The following is a 23915-nucleotide window of genomic DNA, read 5'->3' on the forward strand; positions in this document are numbered from 1 at the left end:
TGGAGCCTCATGATAGCTGATACTGGATAATGGCTATAGTATGTAATGACATATATACAGTAATATAGAGATAGAGTGTATACAGAGTATAATAGATACGTCTATATACCTTGTAGACGCAAATAGCGAATAAATATCAGCTTAGCCAGAATGGGATTAGCGGATATACAAAACGTTACCGGTTATTAGGCGGTACAACTTCCTCCCAGTGATATTCAATAGCGGTTATAGGCGCATGTACACATTCTGGAATTTGCTCTTTTGATACCTCGACTTTGCTCAAAACCGACGATCCTTGCAATTGGCAGAGTCAGGAAAAACCATCGGCGGTTTTCCCCTACCATTGTACGAGGTGCAGATGTGACACTAAACAGCTGCGGTAGTTAGCCGGTCTACCACGCAAAAACTCAGCAACGTTGGGCGGTATTGAGGGAAGAATTCAGCGACACAAGTGGTATGAAAAACCTCCTCACCAAGTATAAAAGCCAAAGATATGGCGGCCATAAACCGCCATCAATCTGGCTAATGCTGGAACTAACGTTTTGGATGCCCCTGCTCCTGACGTTTTTGACGCCGTGTTTTGCGCTTCCGCTTGCGTGTATCCTCAACAAACTGGCTGATGGCCATCTCTTCCTTGGTAGCAAACTCTGGCTTTAATCCGCCAATAACCTGCCCTAGCTTTGCCATGCAAACAGGCAGCCAAAAAGACCAGACGTCATGCTTGTTAAACAGCTCTACCTTATTAAGGTACAGGAGTTTGGTGAACTTACGGGCCAGACGCCCCTTTGAATCACCATCACTCAACGTATTGGTCCATGCTTTGATACCATTAGTTTTGGGCCGGTCATTGGTAAAGACAGCGTTTATTAGTTCCCCCTCCAGCTTGCGCTTATACACCAACAGACGCTCAAAGGGATGTTCGAGCTTTGAGAGGTCCGACAACATCAGCGCTTTTTGCTTGCATCCTCGTTTACCGGGGCCAGTAGACTCAGGTTGTATACGCATTTCAACACGTAGAAAGTGCGGATGTTCTTCCTTGTCAATTTCAAGGAAATACTCTCGTTTACGCCTCCCTTTTTCATTCACATATCTTGCGCGCTCAGGGAATGCAATCCGCTCAAACTGCGCTGCATTAATCTTGCCATAGATTAACACTGACAGTTTCGAGTCTAACGCCCCAAGGGATAACCCCGGCAGCCCTTTATCATTATCGTAGTCTTTATAAATCGATGACTTTTTTAAACCCCAAAGATAGTCATTCAACTTGCATCCATAGATATCCAGAGCGATATCAAGCCGGGTGACCCATGCCCGCGCCAGCAGGTGAGCAAAAGTTTCACCGAGACGGTCACTCAACCACTTAAGCAGTAGATCCATCCGTTTACCCGTCATGTGTTGGGGATGAAACTGGATACTGAACCCGCCAGTTCCTGGTGCTTTTGGCCCCCACATGAGATATGCCAGCATTGGTGCATCAGGTTCATTACGTGAAATGCACAAACCATACTTGTAAGGGTGACATGTCCCCGTCGCGTTCCGGGGAGATTTCTTCTGCACAACATAGTTTTTCCACTCCCGTTCCGGTAAAGACTGCAACTTCTGAACAAACTCAGATTTCTCATCCTCACTGTGGAAGCGGGATACTATTGAAAGCCAGTCGATGCGCATCTTCATCTCATGCCCCTCAAGGCTGTCACAAATCTTATCTGATGGACTAAATTCAACATTCTTCTTGTTAAGCAACTTGTTCTTTTTCATTGGTGTTCCGTATCAGGGACTAACCTGATTGAGGAACAGAGAGCATCAGCAACCCATCAGCTATCAGTAGTAACTGTGGTGAATCGATTGTTTAGTTAAACCAGCGTCAGCATTGGCTGATATGTTCTCTGTTCATGGTTATACGTGCGTGAATAACGTGCTGTTAGACGTTCATGCACTTACTGAACACGCTGGCGGTCAGCCAGCCACTGGTTAATTTCATGTTCGTAGAAACCTACCGAACGGATACTTATTTGAACGCGCCGGGGGAATTCATTACGCTGGAGCATTCTGTAGAGTGAAGCCCTGCTCATGGCACAACGTTCAAGAACTTCCGGGACTTTGATGATACGAATTGTGGTCATAACGCACCTGTTTAAGTTACGCATCGGCTGATGCGAACAGGCTTTTACAACCATCATTTCCACCCCTATTTTGGTCAAAAATGCCAAAAGCAACTGTTGCATAATCGAAAAATCAAATTTGCAACAGTTGCTTTTGTGAATTAGTTCAGGCTTAATCCTCAATAAAGCAACTGTTGCTTTTTCATGTGATGGTTGAATACAACATTGAGGGCTTAATGAAAAATCAGAAAACAAGCGATGCCGTGATCCGGGTTTTTGCCAGTAGGGAAAACCTTGAAGAGGAGATTGGAAGTGCTTTCTCGATCAATATGAATAAACAGGTGAAGGCGAGGTTGCGTGAGTTATGTGTGTTCTATGGTCACGAGGACATGCTCACAAGGAAATCAGGAACAGGCCGGCGTTTTAGCGATGTACTGGCCAGACTGATTGATGCTCATTACATTGCTTATGTATTCAAACCTCAAACTGATCCAGCCAAGAAGTTGATTAAAGCTTTCAAGCATGTTCATCTTTTGAAAATGAGGGGCAAGGATAATGAAACTATCAAGGAGTCCATGATCGACAAAGGATTTGATAGGCCTGGAGCTATTGCAGATGTCCTGACAGACCCAAAAATGGACCCTAAAGCATGGTCAGAGAAGGACGTAGAAAAGATGCTAAACCCGGAGAAAGTACTAAAGCTTTTGATGAAAATCGAAAGTAAACAAAAGGGGTGAAATTGCTCCTAGCGACATACTTTCACAACACAGGTAAATGATACCGTCACCAGCATTTGAGCCGTCTGCTGGCGTTCACTTTCATAGTCTCACCACGACAGTCATAGCGTGTCGTGGTGGATATGTCGCTGTGGCCTGCCAACTGGCGGACGGTGTTGATATCCACGCCCTGCTCCAGCAAACGGGTGATGAAGGTGCGCCGCATGTCATGCGGGGTAAACCGCGCTATGCCTGACGTTTGCTGTAACTGCTCCAGGATACCCGTTAACCCGGTTGTTGTCAGAGGCTGGCTGACGGCCTTACCGTTGCGCTGAATTCGGCTGAACAGTGCGCTGTCAGCTTCATCTGCGCCAACTTTCAGCCATGCGCAGATAGCCTTGTCCACCGCATCCGCCACGTGAATTTCACGGTATTTACGCCCCTTCCCCTGGCGTACCGTCAGGATGCCGTTGTCATAGTCCCGGCGCTCAAGTTTGACCAGTTCCCCGGCCCGCAGGCCCGTTCCGCAAAGTGTCAGCACAATAGCGACGTCACGACAGCGCCGTACCGGTTGCGGATGCTGTTTTGCGGCCTGAATCAGCGCCCGGATTTCCTGCTTGTCTAATGCCCTTCCCTTACGCTGGATATCGCCGCTCACGCGCTTCACTGACCGGATTCGGGCCAGAGTTTCGGCATTCATGCAATTGAGATTAAAAGCCGTCTGCGCCACGCCCCTAAGTGCTGACAGCGCCATGTTCACCGACGACACGGCATAACCGTCATCCAGCAGTGCCGCACGCACTTTAGCAACGGCGGCGTAGTTGAGTTGTTCCCAAGGATAGTCTGCTGCATCCGCACCGCGTTTAAGTATGCTGGCGCTGCGGTTTAACAGGCTGGTGATGCCCCGCCGTCCCGATGGTGCAAGACCGCCAATATACGCATCAAACACGGTGGTTTGCACCGCCGGCACGACCTGACGCAACGCAGCCCGGCTCATGCACCTAACCCGCAATAACGTACATTAAACCAGGTAACTTTCAGCATCACACCAGCCCCCGCTCAGCCATCGACACCGTTTCAGTTCCTGCCACGATAAAGTGATCAAGTAACCGCACATCCAGCATTTCGAGTAGCTCCTGAAGCTTTTTAGTCAACTTGATATCGCAGCGGCTGGGTTCAGGCTCGCCGCTGGGGTGGTTGTGGACAAGGATGACTGCGGCGGCGTTATGCTTCAGTACACGCTTAATAACTTCACGGGGGTGAACGCTGACCGAGTTTAGCGTACCCCTGAACAGGATTTCGCGGTGCAGCAGCTGATTCTGATTATCGAGCAGGATGATGCCAAACTCTTCATGTTCAAGCGGTGCCAGCTCAACCATCACGCACCGCCGTACATCATCAGGGGAGCAGAGCTGAACGCCACGCTGGTAGTACCGGCTGATAATGTCACGAGCCTGGTCAAGGATACGGGTTTCACGCTGGGTAAACATGGTCATATCAGAACTCCCGTTCAATGAAGTAAATGGCATCGGGAAACAGCTGGCGGCGGGTTACGCCAGTACGCAGGGAGAAAGCTTTACGGGGCATAGTGGTTCGCCCGTTGCTGTCGAAGAAACAGAGCGTTTCTTCATCTATTTTGACCAGAAGGGACCAATGAAACTGGTCGCTGAGCATAATCAGGCGGGAGTAGTCAGTGACGTCCAGAAACCGCTGCATTTCCCTGAAAAGTCGCCCGTCCGATAACCCTCGCTTCCCTGCAAAAGGTCTGGTAATTTGAACCGGGAACTGGCGGCTGTAATACCCTTTCTGCAGCACCTGAGCTATCAGCCAGTCTAAACGGTCTTCTTCAATCCCTTCAGTCAGCCATTCATGCAAGGGCCAGCGCTGCTGATAAGCCTGAATAAGCCGGTTCATTAACGGGCGTCGTTTCACCCTGCCGTCATACAGCCAGCTCAGCATGTTCACCACGCAGTAAGCCCCGCAAAGACAGTCCAGTTCGCCCTGTTGAGACGCACGTATCCCTCTGTCAGTCGTCACAGATAATTCCTCATAAATTAGTGATGGTTAGTGTGGTGAGGTTAGCTTTCCCACAGGACGGTAATGGTGTAGACGTTCATGGCGTGATACTGAATAAAGTTGGATTGCCAGAGTTCAAATAACTCTCTTCCGGCGTTAACAGGCAGATCACCAACATGGGCAAGAAAGACATATTGCTGACTCCAGCTAAAATCAATTTCCTTTTCCAGTTCGGGGTATACCACTCCCATATAACTGAAGTCGGTAATGTAATCAAAATACCATTCGTCATTGCGAGAAATAAGCCGTATTTCGACAGGATGGTAACCGCCCTTTTCGGCGCTGTAAGTCAGATCTTTAAATAACAGACTAACAGCGGTAATTCTGGCTTTATGCGGCGGTGGATTTCCCGCTTCATTTAATATGATATTTATTAATTCCTGATCGACGGGCATAGCTAGCCCTTCCTGATGGACAATATTCATCAGTGATTTTCCTGTTCAATATATTCTGATATGACGTTATGTTTGTACCAGCATTAGCGAGTTTTAATCACTTTATAATGATAAGTAAATAAAAGCATGCTGACTGGATGAAATATGCTTTTCCAGCAATGACATTATATCAAATATATACTTTCAGTGCAAATAATAACAACAAGAAACTAATTAGCAACCCAGAAATGAAATAACTGACAACAGATTTTTATTCATTATTAAGTGATGGCATACTTCCCATTCTGCCATGTCAGACAGGTCAGGATTCCGGGGTGGTTCCTTCTGTCTGGCATGGCGGAAAACTGACACTATCACACCTTCCCGTTCAGCTTTTCAAACAGGCGCTTACGCTCATCTTCAGGCAGTTTCATGATTTGTACCGCCAGTTCAGAAACATCAGGCCCCTGAGACATCAGATCGTCCTTTACCAGCCTGAGGGCCTGCTCCATCAGTTGCGCCCGCGAAACGGGTGACATATTGCGATACAGCTGTATCCAGAGGCTAAGCTGGCGATCGCTGTCGGTGAGAGTAAACGCTTCACCCTTAGCCCTGTTTCTCTCATCATCAAGCGACATTGTGGCTGCGCTGATATGGTAAACCACGCCTTTCCCGGCAGTCCTTTTACGACGTATTTCCGGGTGCAGGGATGCCAGCTTTTCCAGGCGCATCCTGGCGCCACGCGCAGTGCCCGGCATCCCCTCAATACGGGTAAATTCCTCTGCTGTCAGCCAGTCTTTTCCCTCTTCAACAGAAGCCCCAGGATGGGTCGATATAGCCGATACTGATCTCTTGCTGCTCATATAAATTTCACCAGATATCAATGCGTTAACATAAAAACCTACAAACAGATACCAAAAGAACTTGAAAGGTATCATCCGTTCGCATTTAATATCCATGTACTGATTCCATGGAGTTAATACTGTGCGTAACACAACAGCATCGCAGAAAAAGCAGAGCAAAGAAAGTTCAGGGAACTGGCATCGTGCCGATATTGTGGCAGCACTTCACAAGCGAGGGTTAACGCTGGCGTCACTGTCACGCAGTCACGGCCTTGCGCCACGTACATTAAATAACGCCTTAGAGCGTCATTACCCCAGAGCTGAGCGTATTATTGCCGGGGCTCTGGATACCACACCAGAAGCATTATGGCCGGAAAGGTATGCCCTTAAAAATGGACCTAATAGCAGGTAAAGGATGCAGCCATGGCAACCACCATCACTGAAATAACGGAATGCTTTGAGTATTTTTTCAGTTCTCTTTATCGCAGGGAGTTCGTCAAAACACTGCGTCTGAACGAATGTAGCGAGCGGGAATTACTGCCTCTGGTACGTTGCTATTTGCTGGGTTGGTTTGCAGATAATGTCTCACCGGAAGTAAAAAGCAAGCTGCCAGGAACTGTATCCGGGCACGGTTATATTGATTTTGTCATTGACGATGTGGCCGTTGAGTTTGCAGTACGTAAACCAACTGCGGCACGTTCCAATGTCTCCGCAACTGTAAATAGCACTGAAGTAAAGAAATTGATGAAGCACGATGGTAAAGCCTTGCTTGTGCTGTTTGACTTCTCTGACACGCCTTATTCAGAAGAACAGATCGAATCTTTCCGCAACTGGCCCTCCCTGGGGCGTGGGAATCATCGCAAGTCCGCATTCAACGTCGTTTATTTCTTTGTGGAAAAACGCAGACCGCTGGCACTGGGGAAAATCACCAAAAACATCCGTATCACTTAACAGGGAATTAATTAATGAACAGAAAACTGTTGGCCTTATTGATGGCAGCCATAACGCTACCTGTCGCAGCAGCGCAGTACGTAAAACCCGGAGCGGTTCTAACCCTGAATCCGGGAAAGGGCAATGCTAAATTCAACATTAATGCCTCAACAGGAGATGGCTCAGGCGTATGCAATATGGAGGGTACAGCACAGCAAATAGCTGCCGGAGAAAGCCAGAAGCATCGATGGATATGGAATGACAATACCAGCCAGTGTGTTGCAGTAATTAGTGAACTGAAAAACGGTAAGGTCAGCATTATGACTCGTGGTTGCGAGGGATACTGCGGGGCTTCTGCGGCAGGCGCAATGGATGGTCTATTTAATAAGAAGTAAAAGTATCATTAATTTACGAAGGAATCTTAGATGAAAAGAACAATGTTTCTGGTATTAATAGCGGCTGGTTTACTGGCTGGCTGCGGCGAGAAAACACCAAAATGTAGTAGTGATGATGCAAAAAATCTGGTCGTGGACATTGCCAGAAAAACAATCGAGAAGCGCATGACACTGGATAAGGATGTGCTGATTTCTGTTGAAAATGTCAGAACAATAAGCCATGAATCAGAGCTTGATGTTTATCAGTGTGCCGCTGATTTAACGTTCGCAAAACCTGACCTGCAAAATTCCCTACCAATCACCTATCGGATTCAGAAAACTGATGAAGGTAAAGGTCAGTTCTATATAAACGTATCAGGCTTATAATCACCTTAGCTGAAGGTTCCTTTTGGGTAAAGTAACTCATGCTTTATTCCAAAAGGAAATCCTTTCTAAGAAACTAACTACCCCTTTCATGGCTGCCATGACATAATACTAATATCATCATTACAGGTCCAAGTTCAAAAAATATTAACTTAGTTGACATGATTTTTTCATGACGCTCTCTTAATAAGAGCGCCATCCCTGAACTCGCTTGTTTTGTCAGTTAGGATAATGGATTATCCAAATGCCATTCCATGATAACTACATCAAGAACATCTTTATTATTTGATATCAAAAACCGTTTTGCTGACGATCTAATCTCATCATTAACATATCTTGCAAAACTCAAAGAGTTAAAATCTTTAAGGGGATTAATTAAACGACACAAAGCTAATGAAGGTGATAAGACAAAGATAAAACCATTCGATAAAGTATTTTTATCGCCATTAATCACAAATGGAAAATCACCGGTAATGAATGGCAATGATGAATCTGACTTTAATATATACGTCTTGAACCCATCCATTTCCATCTCATTTAATATAGGCATAAAACTAGCAGCCCTTTTAACTAGCTTCACTACTGACTTACTTATAAGATCCCGAATGGCATCAGCATCAGCATCAGCATCAGCATCAGCATCAGCATCAGCATCAGCATCAGCATCAGCATCAGCATCAGCATCAGCATCAGCATCAGCATCAGCATCAGCATCAGCATCAGCATCAGCATCAGCAGAAAGGAATTCTGCCAGTTCTAAGACATTCTCATCAACTAAAAGGGGAGAGAAACTCTCCGAATCGCCCATGTAATGATAAAGGATTTCACCATGTTCATTTAAATAATCCATGCATTCATGTAGTTCATTATTTAAATTCATAAATCTAGCATCCACAGTAGGCAATCTAGATAACATTATTGAGCAGAGGATATTTATCATTCGAATCAAATCATCATCATCAACTTCATTTATGGATGAATCATCAATTATAACATTATGAATGCACTCCATAATTTCAGGGTAAATTTCTTCAACCTTACCAAATAAATCCTCAATCAGTCGTGTGTCGTTCCTTTCTGTCTCCAAGTCTAAAACAGTATTTCTATGCGCCTCAAAGCCAAATTTCTCAACATTTCTTAAGGCACATGCTTTGGGCGGAATATATTTTGGAATATTTGGGTCCTTTTTCTCCTTACCAATCAAGTCGATATAAAACACACTATCAGAGCTATCCGGAGAGAAAGATCTTAAATAACATTTTGGAATGTAATGATGATTTTTACTTTGTCTTTGCACTGACACGAATTCTATCTCCTAAATCAAATAATCAATCCACACCTGCAACTACTTTCGGCACTCAGCATCATAATTATAAATCCCCTCAACGCTGCCACGTGTATGCCCCAATACGGCCTCAGCAATCTCATTGGGACACTACAAATGAGACAACCCCGTTCGTACTGTACGACGCAGATCGTGCGGCGTCCAATGAGGTATATCAAGCAGTTGATCGCTTTCACGTAAACGCCATGAGTTTTCAGTTAGATAATTCTGCTGGATTGGATTGTTAGTGGCTTGCGAAGGAAACAGATATTTGTCGGATGTAAGCCGTAGTAGTTTGAGAAAGTCGATTGCCTGATCAGATAACTATACGTAGCGCTCTATCCCTGTTTTGGCTTCTCGCAGATGGTAAATGAATGATGCCTTTTTCAAAATCGAAGGCCTCCGGACTGACACCGCCGAGATGACTGTGGCGCCGGGCCCGATTGTAGAGCACTTCAATGTAATCGAAGATAAGCATCTCACCGGGATCAGGATCTACGTCATGAGCGCAAGTTAATAGTTTTAGAAATCAAGCTAATTAGCATAATATCTCTTAACTGAAGGGATATGGAGCCGCAGAAATAAATGAAGACACGGCAGTATGCGCAAAAATCAATCTTCGATCTGGAAGCAATCTTCGAACAGTCCCGCAACAATGTTAGTGAACTTGAACAGCTGTTGAGCGAGCTGACTTTTCGCAACACTGCCAGGGCGCGGACTCTGACGTCTAAAATCGAGCAATCTCTAACTGCAATTAGCGACCGCAGCGAGGTCGCCATGTCGGCTTCCAGCCCATCAACATGTAATCTCGATTCGGCGTCCATACAATTTTCTCAAGCAGTGCCCCACAATGCACCTGCAACTGTAGAGCAACTGCAACCGAAGGCTATCCCAGACGCTGCCATGCGACAGCAATTCGACAAAGGCCAAATCGATCTAGGTCCACTGCCGTCTTTCTCTCCGTCAGATAAAGCAAATGATGCGCGAGCAATACTGGCAGCATGGACAGCCCTCGAAGCACTATCGCCTCAAGGTTATAAACGCCCAGAGGATATGGCAACCGGCGACCGCTCCAGGGTTGCTCTATTGGAGCGAGGTGTTCCATGGGGACCAAATGCCCGCAGTAAGCCCAGTTATAAGCTTTATTTCGAGGTCGTCCTCGGCTCCATCGCTCTCGACAAGGCGACGGACGAGCTGGCCAAGGTTTTTGGCGAGGATGAGGAGCGTTCACGCCCGGACGGTAAGAAAGCGGCCATCGGCACGATCCTGATCGACAAAGAAGGCTATGTGCTTGAGGACAAAGGCGTTGCCGTGTCCAGTTTTGCCTGGGCACTCAAGCCGGCTCTCGATCTGAAGCTTGGGAGTTTAGGAAATTGGCCGAATGTTGAGCCGCGCATTATCGAGCATCTGGATCGAATGGTTCGCCACCACAACAAAGATGGAGAACCCATACCGATCGATCTGAATGTTGTTCATAACGCTTATAAATGGCTTGTATCGCAGTTCAGTGTACCCGAGCATTTGGTTGAGCCACCCACATTCGCGATTAAGGTGTTTCATCATTTCAAGGCTAAGGCGCCGCCTGAACCTTCGTTACTGAATTCCTTCTATCTTGAAGATCTCGGTGAAGCAACCAAATTGCTCGAGACGGGCAAAGCCGGAACCGGTTTGCGCCGCTACATGGGAATTGGCAGACCTGACCAGAAAATCGACGTGCTATCGCCCATTTCCGCAGTTGAGCCGTTCGTCGCACCGTCGCTCATGCCGCAGGCTCGTTGGCCTTCGAAAGGCGGCCATCCACTGGTGCTGCTTCAACAGGCTGCCGTGAATGCGGCGCGTGCTGAGCTGAATGATGCTCCAGGTATCATCGGCGTCAATGGGCCTCCGGGAACCGGAAAGACCACTCTTCTCCGGGATATCGTCGTTGGATGCATTCTCGATCGAGCCACGGCGATGTCCGGCTTCAACAAACCGCAGGATGCCTTTTCCACAACAGGCGAGAAGCTGGCATTCGGTTCCAATGCATTCCTGCACTTCTACAAGTTACATGCATCCTTGAAGGGCCATGAGATCGTCGTAGCCTCCTCCAATAACAAAGCAGTCGAAAACGTCAGTAAAGAGCTTCCTCTCAAGGAAGCCAATGGTCGCCATGAACAGATCGCCTACTTCCGGTCCATCAGCGACCTGATTGCGAATCCCAAACGCGCCGGCTATTTCGAAGCCGAGGCCGAGGGGGGCATCCCCTCCGACACTGTCGAAACCTGGGGGTTGATCGCCGCAGCTCTCGGCAAGAGCAGCAACCGAGGCGCGTTTCAGCAAGGTTTCTGGTGGAATGAAGACGGTGGTTTCCTTACCTACCTGAAAGCAGCTCGCGGCATAAATGTCATGCGTGAGATCAAGGACGAGCGAACTGGCGAAACCATCGATCGCGTGATGCCCAGCGTGGTTGTCAATGAGCGGCCCAGCACCAACGAAGCGGATGCTGCGGCGGCCTGGCAGAAAGCGCGAACCGCCTTTCTTAAACTTAAGGAGACGATAGACGCCGAAATCGCCAGCATCGAAGAGATGCGACGGGATATCCAGGCGCTCAAGGGAGCGATCACCGAACTTCAAAGGGCTGAACAGCGTCGACCGAGTCTGAATGAAGCCGTCGAAGAAGCACACAAGACTGCTGAATCCTGCCAACGAAAGCATGAGAAGGCAAAATCGCAGATCGAGCAGGACAAGATCATGCTCGACAGCCATCTTGCTTGCCGTCCAGGTTTCTTCTCCCGTTTGTTTGCGACTGCGGCCTGGAAGTCGTGGAGATCGACACTGCAGAAGCTCTCGGCGACCTTGCAGCAATCAGTCATACGGGCGCAGGGGACGGACGGTGCCCTAGAGCTTGCAAGGGCTGAGTGGAGCAATACTGAGTCCCAGTTACAGCAACTCGACCAGGAAATTTCCAGCAAATGTCAGGCTGTCTCGAAATTGAAGGCAACCGAGGCACAGGCACGAAACCGTATGGGAGACAGGGTCGTTGATGAGAGGTTCTTCGAGCGCGAGCACGAGTCTATCCACCTCACTGCACCATGGCTTCCCGATGAGGTTCATCGCCTGCGGGAGGATCTTTTCGCCGCTGCCCTGACTGTGCATAAAACGTTCATCGATGCTTCGGCCAGCCGCTTGCAACACAATCTTGGGTTATTGATGTCAGGCATGGTAGCTGGTGCCTTCCAGTCTTCCGCTCACCGTGAACTTCTCCCCGACCTTTGGTCAAGCCTTTTCGTGGTTGTGCCGACGGTGTCCACGACATTCGCCTCTGTTCGGACGATGTTCGGGGATCTGCCACCAGAGAGCATTGGTTGGCTTCTGGTAGATGAAGCGGGCCAAGCCGTTCCTCAGGCAGCAGTTGGAGCTATCATGCGGGCAAAGCGCTCCATCGTGGTAGGTGACCCGTTGCAAATCCCACCTGTAGTTTCACTTCCTGAAAAGCTGAACGCCGAAATCTGCAAGTTCTTTGACATTGACCAAGTCCAATGGTCTGCCCCCGCAGCATCTACGCAGACCCTTGCTGATCAGGCATCGCGCTTCAAATCCACCTTCGTCATGGACGTAGGTGATCGAGAAGTCGGGCTGCCATTGCTCGTTCACAGGCGTTGCCAGAACCCAATGTTTGATGTTTCTAACTCCATCGCCTATGCCGGGCAGATGGTCCATGCTGTCGGGCCTAAAAAACCCGGATCTATCGGCTCGGCTTTGGGGAGATCTCACTGGGTGGATATCAATGGCGATGCTGAGACGAAGTGGTGTCCCGACGAGGGCGAAGCGGTTGTGCGAATGCTCAAAGAGCTGGCAGCATCGGGCATTACAAATCCGGACGTATTTATCATCACACCATTCAAGATCGTAGAGCAGAACATGCGTCGGCGTCTCGACAGTGAAACTGATCTGCTTCGAACGTTCGGCGTAAAGCTGGATGAATGGTGCCGTGATCGTGTAGGCACAATCCACACGTTCCAGGGTCGAGAGGCGGACACGGTAATCCTGTTGCTGGGTGCGCCGAAAGCGAGTCAGCAAAGGGCACGTCAGTGGGCGGCAAGCCCTCCAAACATAATCAATGTAGCCGTCTCACGCGCCAAGCAAAACCTGTATGTGGTCGGCTCGGCTGCTGCATGGACAGGGGCGGGAACTAGCCTTCAGGTCCTGCATCGGCAATTGGCGAAATCAGCCTAACAATCTCCGAGGTGGCCCTCATTATTGAGGGCTCATCGCGACTCATTCTTGGCTAACTTCAGTAATGGGCTGGCAGCTATGTGTTAAAATCTGACATTGCTCACATAATAGTCAAGCAGTCACTTTTCACCGCCCATCCAAGCTTGATAATTCTTACCGCTCCCCTTATATCCACACTGAGGAATAACCTCTGACATGGCTAAGGAGTATGATTATGGGGCTTAAACCTGGTCCAAAACCAATCGCAAAATCAACAGGAAAACCCGATCAACGCAGACGTGATAATAAGGATACACCCGGCAATACCCCAGGACTGAAACCAAGCAAATCAACTGGGAAGTAATCGTTCAAGGGTATGGAGAATTCATCTATACCCTTATCTCATCAAATCAGTCTGCTTTAGCCCGTTTAGTGCCAGGAGCGGACGTTGGCTTGAAGCGTCTCTTTTCTATGATGCTCGCCAAGAGTAGCGGATCTATAAAAAAACACTCTATCCGGTATAATCTCTTTCATGTTTTCTTTTCGGTATCTAACACCATGAGCATGTCAGCATTACAACCTCAGATAGTTAAAGCAATGAAACCAAAACATGGAAAGGATTGGATGTTAGTCCGTGGAGACACGGTTTTCGTCCGCTTTTTAGCTCAAAATGATGATGGTAATTCTTTTGAAGTGCAGACACCAACGAGGCCCGAAGAGAGAATTCGCACTGGGGGTGGTTTGACTGTCGGATACAAGCTGCCAGTAAACCAGAAGCTCCTTTTTTCGATCGCTGAGACGTTAGCCCAAGAAAATCATCTTCAACCTGAGAAAAAAGTAGACCGCTTTCAGAATAATTGCATCTCCATGTTTTCCATTACTATAGATCAAGGCAAAACTATACAAGATGAAGTCAACGAGGAATGGGTCACTCGCTTCTTTGAACTCTACGATGCTCATGGAATTTCGACGAATATTGTCGAACCTAGCATGGTCGATATTTATTCTGACCTATGTGTTGAGGATGGCGAAGACGTTTATCTGAGTGATGGTATGTACATGCGCCCAGACGGGACAACTTACGAACGTTGATAATGTAGGTGCGAAAGCATAAATCAATTCCCGGTTGATAGCTGGGATATCACTTAACCATATCCGATAATTAGTCCAAGTAGCCCAACATTTCAGGCGACTGCTCGTATTCATGACCACTCTATGAGTTAGTTCGCCGCCACGCTCTGGACTTATTTCTCTGCTTTCAGACGATCTACTATCTCCTTCTCTCTTCATAAATAGACAAAAGTCCGCTCCTCGCTCTCAGCAGACCTTTATCGGCAGGTACTTGTCTGCTGTGTGCCAGAAGCAGATATTATTATATAATTCTTTAACCAATGAATGAGAAAAAAATTCTGGAACTTATTAAAACTTCATAACTTTAAATCACCTCATTCATTAATGAATCATTAACTGTATGGTTAAAAGATAAAAACTTATTTTTTATTATTAACTTGCTTTGCTAAAGAGCTATAAACCAAATCAACGAAAACATATTTTTCGCATTCCCAAGGTTCACTAATTGATGGGTTTACTAAATCGGGCTTCCCCCCCATTAGACTATGTATGTGCGAATAAATATCAATTCTTTCTGCGAGTTGCATTAGTTTCATTTGATGTTCTGGTGGGAGCGTCTTATTTCTAAACCATGTTGTAAATATATGCTTAGTAAGTTCTTTAGTACATATAAACCATTCGCCTTGACGTCTTTCGTTGCTAAATTTTTCATGTAGATAATTTTCTTTTTCTGATCCGCCAGGTTCCAAAGCGTGTAATATTAATTGACCAAATGTACCTGTTTGTAAGTTAGATAATCTTTTTAGCACATTATTGGAACGTCCTATTTTCACATAAAGCCCCGAATAAGGATTATTTTTATCTGAAGAACCGGCCCAAGTATCAGGTACTTGTAAAATATAATAAATACTACTTACTTTTCCACTCGATACACTATTTGCCCAAGTTTGCCACTCTTCCATCCAGCTATTTGCATCTTCCTTCGTGTCAAAAGAGTGACTTGTATAGTATAATTCACCACTATCCAATAACATATCGAAAACATATTCCCCACTCTCAATCATTCTTAAGTTGTCGGTTCTCATGGAAGTATCTCATAAATTTACAGGGATATATAAAATGGACTTTACTACACTTATTAAGTGATATCCATTTTTATTGTTCCAATTGCAGTGTTCTCATCCATTATGTTACCACCTGATTATTTCATTATTTAATTTAAACAACTTATTGCTAGTGATAACGGTTTGATGCCCGCTTCTCACTCCAATCTAACTTTCAGAATAAATTTGATCTAAAATATCTCAAATAGGCCGTCAGTAAATATGGACCATTTTTAATCAGTTAGAGGATCAATCTGATTTTCTCTAATAAGATTTCGCAACGCAGTACGAGCAGCAGCGATTTCTGTCATCCCATTAAGAACCACGCTGGACTGTCCTCCTCTAACCCCAAAGACTGTAACCATATTTTCTTCACAGAAATACTCACCTTCATACTGCAGGCCATCTTTCTCTACTCGAATGTATGACATAACAACCTCATTTAAGGATCTTTTGTTTGAATCATATCCCCACAAAATAATTTAATCAATCTCACCCAAGACTACACACGATGCTTGTCTTGTAAGCACTGCACTTAACCGAACCATTCGATTTTAGAGATCCTGCGTACAGTTCAGTTATGCTTGTAAGGCTAATGTCCGCTCCTCGCTCAAAGCAGAACTTATGACCTCGATTTCTGGCAGATCCGAGCCAAGAGGAAAATTTGATATCATCAATCGGCCTCAAGCTTAAGGGGAACATCTCCCCCTTTTTATGTAACCAGTTTACTGAAGATGTTCTTTCAGCCAGGTAAACGCGCCTTCAATGTCATACGCTTTTTCCCCAAATCCTTTCGCAAGCAGAAACTCTGGTAAATATTCATCATATTTATCTAAGTACTTTTCTGGAACATTTACAGCAAGATCAAACGCTGAGGGCAAGCCTGACAACAGCAGGCCTTTAAGGGCCTGCTGAACAGAAGTGATACTTGAGCCGTCAATTTCTATAACTCCAGCCAATGAATTAGCTTTAAATCCACAACGTATGAGCAAGGCTGTAATCGTATTCACAACTTTATCCCCCATCCAGGGAATTACGTAGCAGTGTTGCCCACTCGTAATAAAATACTCATTTTGCAGGTTATAACGCTGAAAGTTACTACACCCCTCCGCAAATAAATTTCTGGCGTCAGCATCGGCATAGTCTACTCTCTTGCTACCTATCGCTATGCGATAATCACTTTCCCTATAGATAGCGAGCATTTCCTGACGAACGGCATCATGAACAGACATACCTCCCCCACTAAATTGTGGTGGCTGACCGCCTTTGGTTGCCTCTACATAGATAACTTTTTTCTCTGTCTCGATCTCTGTCACTTTCCAGCGCCGCCCACCGAAGATGATATGTTGGTCTGGTAGCAGTGGTGAGTCCACAGGCACTGTTCCAAGGGTTCTGTTTCCGGTGACAATGCGGAACTCTTCTGGTGTATTGAACACGGCATAAAACGTATAATGGTTAGTCAGTTTCTCTCCCTCTGCCCCAACAACCATTTCCCCACTAGCAAGTTGAGTGAGCAGGCCACATGCCCCCATATGTTTAAGCAGGCTTTTGAAATCGCCCAAATCCACATTACGGAACGGGCCTGTTTGACATAGCTGTGACCAGAGCTGATCGGCACGAACTCCGCCCCATTGCGCGGTAATTGCAAGAATCTGGTGTAGCAACGTGGAGTAATGCATCTGTCGGGAATCGGCAGGCTCAAACCATTGTTTAGAGATCATCAACCTGATCATTGCCATCGACTGCACCAACTGGAGCCGCAGATGATCAACGATACTGCTACTCACAGTAAGCTCATTTTCTGTAATTAGCATTCTGAGTACTGATGGGGAGTCGCGTCGCCCAGAACGCCCCATACGCTGGCGCAAACTGGAAACAGAATGTGGTGGCGTAACCTGGATAACCGACTTAACCTTACCGATATCAATTCCCAACTCAAGCGTCATTGTACAAACAGCTGTTGTGGGCAAATTTCCTTTCTGAAGACGAGTTTCAAGCGCCTCCCGCAATTCCTTGGCAAGGGAACCATGGTGGGGAAAGAATTCATTGGGAACAATATGTTCCTCACACATGTCGCTCAGGGTCGCCGCAATGCTTTCAGTCCGCTTTCGACTGTTTGCAAAGACCAAATGAGAATCGCCACGGCAAAGTCTAAAAATGTCAGCGCAAACGTCATGTTCAGCTGAACTCTGAAGTTCTTCTTCTTTTTGGAGCACTCGCTCCAGATAACCTTTGACCTGTACCTGAAGAGTGGCCTCGCTCTTACTATCTGTAACAGTTACGCAGGGTAGTCGTTTGTCCGGGCGCAAAAGTTCGGGTACTTTCTCCAGTTCCCCCAGCGTGGCACTCAACGCAACGCGGGGAATTGGATTTACCAGGCGTCCTAACACATGGTCAATTCTATTGAGCAGAGAAAGCAGCTGTACACCACGCTCTGAGCCAATGAAAGCATGAAACTCATCAATAACGATGTATGCGACTGACGAAAACGCCTGTTTGAGCCAGCCCATTGAATTTATGAGCAAAGACTCAAGTGACTCAGGTGTAATCAGTAAAATGCCAGCAGGGTTTGTCCGAGCCTTCTTCTTTTTGCTTTGTGGTACATCCCCGTGCCAAGGAGTCACTGGCATTTCCAATGCATCTCCAAGGCTCTCAAGACGACGGTACTGATCGTTAACCAATGCCTTCAACGGACTGATATAGACGATGCCAAATCCATTAGTGAGATCTGCAACTGCCGAACAGGCAGGAAGAAAGAAAGCCTCTGTTTTACCCGCTGCTGTGCCTGCACTGATTAGCACGTCTCGATCACGGGCTAAAATTGCCGGGATAGAACTCTCCTGCAAGGGCCTTAATGTAGACCACCCCTGCTTGTAAACCCACTTACGGACGCGGGGATCGAGACTATCATAGGCACTGCTCATAATTTGAAGTTCGCCAGTCCGTCGTCGTCATCGCTTTCCTCTATAATGGCGTCATCCATTTCGCTGGGCCTGTCCTCTTCAATCGCCACACCCTCGATTAGTGTTTGCCAGTTCATCGTTCTGTTTTGTTCCAGCACGGCCAGCATGTCCAGGAAACCTTTTATGGTATTACGGGGGGTACGGAAGTAAGCGTCTCCAATGGTTTTACTACAGTGATGCAGAAATCCAGTCAGTGCCTCATCTGGAACCAGATAATTCTCTGGATCTCCGCCTGCATAAACATGACGAAGATTTCTCAGTAAAATATACAGTTCCTCAGGGGTGAGGCTGGCAAGATGCAAAGTGGGAGACGAGTAGTCAATCACTCCTGCTTTTTGCGCGAACCGATTTTCCGCCAGACGTGATTGGAGCGCCTCATAGCTGTAAAGACCTTTGCGAGGATCGAAAAGGAACTCTGGCGTCCCCCCGAGGATAAAACCAATATTCTCGGCTGAGCCTTGCAGGCAGTCATTCAGGATCCGCAAAATCTGTTCGTAGTTCGCTGTTCTTGCTTGCGTATTATTCAGTTTAAAGAGGTTCACCATTTCGTCGAGGCTGACCAAAAGACCGGCATAGCCTGCCTGGCGGACAAAAAGGCTCATCAGCTTCAAAGAGTCATAGAATGAAGCATCTGAGATAATAGTCCGAACGTCGAGATCGTTACGGGCATCAGTTTTGGTGGTGTACTCTCCCCGCAACCAGCGAATAGCATTGGATTTTAGCGTTTCGTTATCCTGCTCATGCCCGCGCCAGAATGCATCAATGACCTTCGCAAAGTCATATCCACCCACCATATCTGACAGAGCTGCCAGGCGTTTATGAATAACTGATGAAACCTCGGAGCCGTCCGTGTCCGCTTCCTTCCTTGCCTCCGTAACGAATCTTTCAACAACGCTAAGTAACGCATTACCATCCGGCTTGTTTCTGGTGGACATGTTTTTCATAAGCTCAGAATAGAGATTACGAGCCTGACCTCCCGATGAGTGAATGCGTCTATCAGGGGAAAGGTCTGCACTGACTGATACCAGCTTCTTCTCTAGCGCAATAGAGCGCACAACACTCAGAAAGAACGTTTTACCAGAACCATATTCACCGATGATAAGTCTGAAGCTTGCACCACCGTCAGCAATCCTCTCAATATCCTGGTGGAGAGCGGTGATCTCATTCACGCGGCCAACCTGGATATGCTGAATGCCTATCCTTGGCGTTACACCTGACTTAAGTGACTGAATAATAGCGTCACGTTCTTTCACTCTTATACGTGTTACAGACATTCACTATCCCTCTAATTCTTTGGCAATTTCCAGGTCAACCCAGATATCATCATCGGCATCGTCCAGTACTGGAGCATCAACCACCGCATAGGACCAGTCATTGATCACCTCAAGCGCACCGCCCAGCATCAAATTCAAATTTCCGCACAATTCTGTCGCCTCTTTTCGGGACCACTTTTCTTTCTCCAGCAAACTGCGATAAAGCTGGCTATGTGCGGAGTCAAGCCCCCCCGCCTCCGTTAATGAGGCTGGAGCGCTTTCTGGCTCTTCCGGTTCTTCTTCGGTGAAAATTGTGTTCAGCAATTTACGAACATCATCCGTGGCAGATTCGTGGCGGGCAAGTACATTAGCATCCAGTGTGAACCCTGCTGCTGACTGAGCAGTTGGTACAGACGAGACGAGATCATGTTCAGTTGCGGAATGCTGATGGATATTGCTCGAGACAGATGAGGGATCCAGCCCCAAACTTGAATAAATCTTCTCAAGCTGTTTGATTTCGGCAGGCGCTATTGTTCCATCCGAGCAGGCAACACTAACGATAACTTTGCCCACAGCCGCTTTTTCCGCAGCCCCCATCAACTCAATCCTGCTTTTCATTCCCGTCATATTGGCTGGGGTATGAAGCTGCCACGTTAAATACGCATGTAGAGAGCGCTTTTCATCATCGGTGAAGCCAGTATTGTTGTTGATGGCATTCTCAAGCACTTTCTGCTCGGCTTGATCAAGAGAATTGTCGATCAAGGCGACCATCGCCCCTAATCTGAGCGTCATTACTGCTGAGATAAATTCAGGAGAAGGTGAGAAGCGTCCACCTTCACCGGCAGGGAATAGAACAAGAGCGCCATCGACGTCTGCCTTCACATGGTGGTAATACGGATCAGGTGCCAGACAGTAACCCATCTTCTGTGCAAAGGCCTGCATCAAGTCGGCCTCTTTTTTATTAATCTTCGCTGGACAGCTGGCATTCATATGGGCCCAAAAATCAGCAACTGAGACTAACCCCTCCTTGTTGAGGATCGCCTCATCAGTCCAGCGTTTGAATGAGCTTAATATTTTTTCTGCGCTTTCATTAACGATCTCTGAAGGCAGCAACATAATTGCAGCAGTATCATTTACTGAGGTGCCTTTCCTACCAAGGTAGCGACTATATGCATCAAGTTCATCTGTACATATATCAGCAAGGGCCACAATTTTTTGGACAGGCCCCTTCAATGCACTTGGATCAGGCAGGTCGGGAACAGGAAGTCGGACGCCTCGTAAACTAGGACTTGCAGGTGTGTAATCTAAACGTAAGCGCGTTTTATTCGCCTTAACGACCATCCCTTCACCATATTTGAGGGTGTAACGCCGTTTGAAAAGCGCAGCAAACTCTTTAGCACAGCGGCGAGCCGGGGTACGCAGCGAATACTCGGTATGGTTTATTACCCAGTTCAACGCCAGTTCAGCTGATACAGGAACTCCTTCATGTACAGTTTTTGCCAGAACCAGCTTAAATTGCATGCTGTTGCTAAAACCTGAATCGCTATCGAGCTCAGTGGCTAAGCCCATGTTCGGGCGCAGAATAGACATGGCTTCGAGTAATTGGGCCGAATATCCACGGAATGAGCGGTTCTCAATGAATACCGATCTTAACCGAGCGACTTCATTGAACAGATTACGGAACTCAGCATCAGGGAATTTTTGGTCAGTGGAATCTACAAGCGCTTTTCTTTCCAGGCCGTAGAGGTAGATAAAAACATAGCCGATAGGACACGATGGATCAGACCTATCGCTGGCGAGCCAACTGACATACGCACCGCGTGCTTCTGGGGAAAGAGAGGAAAAACTGGGCCAGTATCCTAATGAACTGTCCTCGTAAAGATAAGAAGTAGGTTTTATCTTACATGTGTCATCAATTAATGATGCCTCATTTCCATCGTCATAATAGCCGCCTGATTCCTGACCGGAGGGCTTCATACGTTGCCCCAAGTAAATGTGGCCACCGCTAATTGCTACACCAGCTACAGTTATCATCTCACCCGGAAGTACCCATCGAGCTAGTGCACCTGCTGACTTTGAGGTGTTCCGGTAATGACTGGTTGTCACCCGAAGTTCAACACCCCGGCCACCGCTCAATGTAAAAGTTGCAAGGTTATCGTCTTCACTATCATCGTTTCGCACAACCGCCTCTTTTTTCTTGATGTCAGCGATCCATTCTTTTGGTGGTGCTTTCACGGGGCTTGAAGCATAAGACTTTGGAGATTTACGTTTTTTCTTTCTAAAAAACAACAAGTAAATTACTAAAACCGCCGCCAGAAACTTCAATAACTCCATGATATATAACCTTAAAATCATTCCTCACGCACACTCACAAGCAGCAATGAAGGTTGGGCAAGTGGATTAATCTCAAAATAATACGTCTAAATCGCTTGGGTTCAAACCAAAATGCAATCCAAATTAATTCATTGATTGAGCATGCTTTTCAAGCAGAAATTTTGAAGGTATGCGAATGCTTGTGAGTCATTCGCATCAGAATGAAGTTGAATTGGTTCAGCATAAACATAGGAGTAGCTGTTACATGGATGCAGAGCTGGCGGCAATTATCCTTATCTATTTGCTCTCAGAACTGACTCTGCTAACGGGAAATGAGCTCACCGACGGCGAACCGTGCAGAATGCATTTCATACTCTACTGACACGAACAAACCACACAGCAAGTTTCTGTATAAAATTCCTACGCTGGTGACGTTCAACTTCTTGAGCACGGAATTCCTCCTGTTCCTTTTGTCTCTGATTGGTTAGCAGCGTCGGATCTCTCTGCAAAAATCCTCGGTAGGCTGATTCGGCAATGAGGGCATCGGGCTAGTTTCTCTTCTCTCTTCGCTACATTGGGGCAATCCCAACAGCAATGCCCCTTTTAGCCTCTTCACGTTTACTACGAGCATCAGCCAAAGTCACGTCGGGATAAACCCCAAGAGCAAGCAGCTTCTCCTTGCCTACAACACGGTACTTAAGTCGCCAATAATCAAAAGGTAAAGTCCCCCACCATCAGAGAGTTTGTAAGATTCATCTTTTGGCTTTGCGGTATCAACCTGACGGGCGTTAAGTTTCATTGGGGGTATATCCATAATACCGAACAGCACATACCCCAAATGCCCCCCATATGCATGTATATTTTTGGGGGTGTCACTAGACGTCAGAATACAAGCGAGAGCTGGAAGATGCTGATTATAATGCTTTTCAGTGAACTGGAGTAGACTTTGAGAGATACTTGATTGGTGCGATAATAGGAGCAGAACCTACGACCTTCGCCTTACGAAAGCAAGCCAACTCCAAAATGAGTACAAGACTGAGTACTCTTAAGACTAATTTTTAAATAAAACATAAATATCAATAAAATATAATTAAAATCACGGTTCAACGTCTAGTCAAATTAAAGACCTGGATATTCAACTGGAATGATCACTTGACAAAGACGAAGCTGGCCAGCACTTGCTTTCCATTCCCTGCGTCGGCCCGTTGACTGCAAGTCTTCTTTCCACCCAACTGGGTGACAGAAAACAGTATGGCAGCAGCCGGGATTTTGCGGCCGCAACAGGTCTGGTTACGTGCCAGTACAGCACCGGAGGAAGAACTACCCTGCAGGGCATCAGTATGTGGGGAAATAAAAGGATGAGGGAATTGCTGGTCCAGTGCGCCCGTGTATACCTGAGGACGCTGGAGAACCGGACTGGCAAGCTTGCCGACTGGTTCAGGTGACTATTGCTGCGAAAAAATAATTTTGTAGTGACCTGCGCTCTTGCAAACAAGCTGGCTAGAATCGCCTGGGCACTGACGGCCCGGCAACAATCCTTTGAGGCGTAGTTGTCTAATATATTTACACGTTTAAACACTGGGTTATCTGGTTTTGCGAATACTCATTATTGATGGTACCAACGGCTAACCAGCCTGATGAAAAACCTGTGGTTAGGAATAGCAGATAGAGTGTTGCTCAATTTGTAAGGTTCAATAGGTGCGGAACTCATCGTGGCGCGGTCTAAAGACCTGTGAAGACGCCGGATAGATTCATTCAAGCCAACCATATCGTCAAAATCGGTGTTGCAAAAACGGGTGTGACCATAGCTCCTAACCATGAACTAATAAAGTAAAAATGAAAGCCATAGATCTCTGCGTATTCTGACGAAAATGAACACTCATTCTGGCCCGTTAA

The 23915-nt window shown here is 46.7% G+C and carries 20 protein-coding genes and 4 pseudogenes; 8 read left to right on the forward strand and 16 right to left on the reverse strand.

Features of this window, described 5'->3' with window-relative positions:
- Positions 1–534: 534 nt before the first annotated feature.
- A complete protein-coding gene (locus tag K7B04_RS00005) occupies positions 535–1758 on the reverse strand; it encodes a hypothetical protein (RefSeq protein WP_223803241.1) in 1224 nt (407 codons plus the stop codon).
- Positions 1759–1937: 179 nt separating this feature from the next.
- Positions 1938–2123 (reverse strand): AlpA family phage regulatory protein, encoded by a 186-nt coding sequence (locus tag K7B04_RS00010; protein ID WP_223803242.1) that lies wholly within the window; start codon positions 2121–2123, stop codon positions 1938–1940.
- A 215-nt stretch (positions 2124–2338) separates the two neighbouring features.
- Here K7B04_RS00010 and K7B04_RS00015 point away from each other — a divergent pair, with 215 nt between their 5' ends.
- Positions 2339–2839, forward strand: a complete 501-nt coding sequence (locus tag K7B04_RS00015; RefSeq protein WP_149692514.1) for a hypothetical protein — start codon at positions 2339–2341, stop codon at positions 2837–2839.
- Positions 2840–2885: 46 nt separating this feature from the next.
- On the opposite strand, the gene K7B04_RS00020 is transcribed toward K7B04_RS00015, so the two are convergent.
- The 5 genes from K7B04_RS00020 to K7B04_RS00040 form a co-directional block, all read right to left on the reverse strand.
- A complete protein-coding gene (locus K7B04_RS00020; protein WP_223803243.1) occupies positions 2886–3815 on the reverse strand; it encodes a site-specific integrase in 930 nt (309 codons plus the stop codon).
- Positions 3816–3861: 46 nt separating this feature from the next.
- The gene (radC, locus tag K7B04_RS00025; RefSeq protein WP_021179435.1) at positions 3862–4314 is read right to left on the reverse strand and encodes a DNA repair protein RadC; all 453 of its coding nucleotides are present in this window, start codon (positions 4312–4314) and stop codon (positions 3862–3864) included.
- A 1-nt stretch (position 4315) separates the two neighbouring features.
- On the reverse strand, positions 4316–4777 hold the full coding sequence (locus K7B04_RS00030) for a hypothetical protein (protein ID WP_346015174.1): 462 nt from the start codon (positions 4775–4777) through the stop codon (positions 4316–4318).
- A gap of 119 nt (positions 4778–4896) precedes the next feature.
- Positions 4897–5289, reverse strand: coding sequence for a DUF2787 family protein (locus K7B04_RS00035; protein ID WP_223804221.1), 393 nt, complete (start codon positions 5287–5289; stop codon positions 4897–4899).
- A gap of 353 nt (positions 5290–5642) precedes the next feature.
- Positions 5643–6131 carry a hypothetical protein gene (locus tag K7B04_RS00040; RefSeq protein WP_346015175.1) on the reverse strand — a complete coding sequence of 163 codons (489 nt, stop codon included), beginning with the start codon at positions 6129–6131 and terminating at the stop codon, positions 5643–5645.
- Positions 6132–6252: 121 nt separating this feature from the next.
- Between K7B04_RS00040 and K7B04_RS00045 the strand changes: the two genes are divergently transcribed.
- The 4 genes from K7B04_RS00045 to K7B04_RS00060 are packed head-to-tail and all read left to right on the forward strand — an operon-like array spanning position 6253 to position 7801.
- Complete coding sequence (locus K7B04_RS00045; protein WP_223803246.1) at positions 6253–6522, forward strand: helix-turn-helix transcriptional regulator; 270 nt, start codon at positions 6253–6255, stop codon at positions 6520–6522.
- A gap of 11 nt (positions 6523–6533) precedes the next feature.
- On the forward strand, positions 6534–7061 hold the full coding sequence (locus K7B04_RS00050) for a hypothetical protein (protein ID WP_000246193.1): 528 nt from the start codon (positions 6534–6536) through the stop codon (positions 7059–7061).
- 14 nt (positions 7062–7075) lie between these two features.
- Positions 7076–7435, forward strand: a complete 360-nt coding sequence (locus K7B04_RS00055; RefSeq protein WP_223803247.1) for an acyl-CoA dehydrogenase — start codon at positions 7076–7078, stop codon at positions 7433–7435.
- A gap of 30 nt (positions 7436–7465) precedes the next feature.
- Positions 7466–7801 (forward strand): hypothetical protein, encoded by a 336-nt coding sequence (locus K7B04_RS00060; protein WP_160873310.1) that lies wholly within the window; start codon positions 7466–7468, stop codon positions 7799–7801.
- A gap of 220 nt (positions 7802–8021) precedes the next feature.
- Here the strand turns inward: K7B04_RS00060 and K7B04_RS00065 are convergent, their stop codons facing one another.
- The 3 genes and pseudogenes from K7B04_RS00065 to K7B04_RS00075 form a co-directional block, all read right to left on the reverse strand.
- Positions 8022–9101 (reverse strand): DUF4238 domain-containing protein, encoded by a 1080-nt coding sequence (locus K7B04_RS00065; RefSeq protein ID WP_223803248.1) that lies wholly within the window; start codon positions 9099–9101, stop codon positions 8022–8024.
- Between the two features lie 42 nt (positions 9102–9143).
- Positions 9144–9515: pseudogene (locus K7B04_RS00070) on the reverse strand (tyrosine-type recombinase/integrase); the annotation flags it as partial.
- Positions 9514–9610 (reverse strand): annotated as a pseudogene (locus K7B04_RS00075) (IS3 family transposase); the annotation flags it as partial. The pseudogenes K7B04_RS00070 and K7B04_RS00075, both read right to left, overlap by 2 nt.
- A gap of 97 nt (positions 9611–9707) precedes the next feature.
- Here K7B04_RS00075 and K7B04_RS00080 point away from each other — a divergent pair.
- Entirely contained in the window at positions 9708–13337 is a 3630-nt protein-coding gene (locus tag K7B04_RS00080; protein WP_223803249.1) for an AAA domain-containing protein, read from the forward strand.
- A 432-nt stretch (positions 13338–13769) separates the two neighbouring features.
- Complete coding sequence (locus K7B04_RS00085; protein ID WP_223803250.1) at positions 13770–14408, forward strand: hypothetical protein; 639 nt, start codon at positions 13770–13772, stop codon at positions 14406–14408.
- Positions 14409–14806: 398 nt separating this feature from the next.
- Here the strand turns inward: K7B04_RS00085 and K7B04_RS00090 are convergent, their stop codons facing one another.
- The 6 genes and pseudogenes from K7B04_RS00090 to K7B04_RS00115 form a co-directional block, all read right to left on the reverse strand.
- Positions 14807–15472, reverse strand: a complete 666-nt coding sequence (locus K7B04_RS00090; protein WP_223803251.1) for a GIY-YIG nuclease family protein — start codon at positions 15470–15472, stop codon at positions 14807–14809.
- Positions 15473–15723: 251 nt separating this feature from the next.
- Entirely contained in the window at positions 15724–15921 is a 198-nt protein-coding gene (locus tag K7B04_RS00095; RefSeq protein ID WP_014226449.1) for a hypothetical protein, read from the reverse strand.
- A 294-nt stretch (positions 15922–16215) separates the two neighbouring features.
- Positions 16216–18414: a DEAD/DEAH box helicase gene (locus tag K7B04_RS00100; RefSeq protein ID WP_223803252.1), complete on the reverse strand. Its 2199-nt coding sequence runs from the start codon at positions 18412–18414 to the stop codon at positions 16216–16218.
- Positions 18411–19727 (reverse strand): ATP-binding protein, encoded by a 1317-nt coding sequence (locus K7B04_RS00105; RefSeq protein WP_103009577.1) that lies wholly within the window; start codon positions 19725–19727, stop codon positions 18411–18413. The genes K7B04_RS00100 and K7B04_RS00105 overlap by 4 nt, the downstream gene beginning before the upstream one ends.
- Positions 19728–19730: 3 nt before the next feature.
- Positions 19731–22040: a TerB N-terminal domain-containing protein gene (locus tag K7B04_RS00110; protein ID WP_223803253.1), complete on the reverse strand. Its 2310-nt coding sequence runs from the start codon at positions 22038–22040 to the stop codon at positions 19731–19733.
- Positions 22041–22562: 522 nt separating this feature from the next.
- A pseudogene (locus tag K7B04_RS00115) lies at positions 22563–22818 on the reverse strand (Arm DNA-binding domain-containing protein); the annotation flags it as partial.
- Between the two features lie 316 nt (positions 22819–23134).
- On the opposite strand from K7B04_RS00115, the pseudogene K7B04_RS00120 reads away from it, so the two are divergent.
- A pseudogene (locus K7B04_RS00120) lies at positions 23135–23569 on the forward strand (transposase); the annotation flags it as partial.
- Positions 23570–23915 lie beyond the last annotated feature (346 nt).

The organism is Kluyvera sp. CRP, assembly GCF_019930565.1.
Lineage (GTDB): Bacteria > Pseudomonadota > Gammaproteobacteria > Enterobacterales > Enterobacteriaceae > Kluyvera > Kluyvera georgiana_A.

Bases quoted from the DNA above. Each gene is read 5' to 3' on its own strand.
- K7B04_RS00005 (WP_223803241.1), bottom strand. From the start codon at position 1,758: ATGAAAAAGAACAAGTTGCTTAACAAGAAGAATGTTGAATTTAGTCCA.
- K7B04_RS00010 (WP_223803242.1), bottom strand. From the start codon at position 2,123: ATGACCACAATTCGTATCATCAAAGTCCCGGAAGTTCTTGAACGTTGT.
- K7B04_RS00015 (WP_149692514.1), top strand. From the start codon at position 2,339: ATGAAAAATCAGAAAACAAGCGATGCCGTGATCCGGGTTTTTGCCAGT.
- K7B04_RS00020 (WP_223803243.1), bottom strand. From the start codon at position 3,815: ATGAGCCGGGCTGCGTTGCGTCAGGTCGTGCCGGCGGTGCAAACCACC.
- radC (WP_021179435.1), bottom strand. From the start codon at position 4,314: ATGACCATGTTTACCCAGCGTGAAACCCGTATCCTTGACCAGGCTCGT.
- K7B04_RS00030 (WP_346015174.1), bottom strand. From the start codon at position 4,777: ATGCTGAGCTGGCTGTATGACGGCAGGGTGAAACGACGCCCGTTAATG.
- K7B04_RS00035 (WP_223804221.1), bottom strand. From the start codon at position 5,289: ATGCCCGTCGATCAGGAATTAATAAATATCATATTAAATGAAGCGGGA.
- K7B04_RS00040 (WP_346015175.1), bottom strand. From the start codon at position 6,131: ATGAGCAGCAAGAGATCAGTATCGGCTATATCGACCCATCCTGGGGCT.
- K7B04_RS00050 (WP_000246193.1), top strand. From the start codon at position 6,534: ATGGCAACCACCATCACTGAAATAACGGAATGCTTTGAGTATTTTTTC.
- K7B04_RS00055 (WP_223803247.1), top strand. From the start codon at position 7,076: ATGAACAGAAAACTGTTGGCCTTATTGATGGCAGCCATAACGCTACCT.
- K7B04_RS00060 (WP_160873310.1), top strand. From the start codon at position 7,466: ATGAAAAGAACAATGTTTCTGGTATTAATAGCGGCTGGTTTACTGGCT.
- K7B04_RS00080 (WP_223803249.1), top strand. From the start codon at position 9,708: ATGAAGACACGGCAGTATGCGCAAAAATCAATCTTCGATCTGGAAGCA.
- K7B04_RS00090 (WP_223803251.1), bottom strand. From the start codon at position 15,472: ATGAGAACCGACAACTTAAGAATGATTGAGAGTGGGGAATATGTTTTC.
- K7B04_RS00095 (WP_014226449.1), bottom strand. From the start codon at position 15,921: ATGTCATACATTCGAGTAGAGAAAGATGGCCTGCAGTATGAAGGTGAG.
- K7B04_RS00100 (WP_223803252.1), bottom strand. From the start codon at position 18,414: ATGAGCAGTGCCTATGATAGTCTCGATCCCCGCGTCCGTAAGTGGGTT.
- K7B04_RS00105 (WP_103009577.1), bottom strand. From the start codon at position 19,727: ATGTCTGTAACACGTATAAGAGTGAAAGAACGTGACGCTATTATTCAG.
- K7B04_RS00110 (WP_223803253.1), bottom strand. From the start codon at position 22,040: ATGGAGTTATTGAAGTTTCTGGCGGCGGTTTTAGTAATTTACTTGTTG.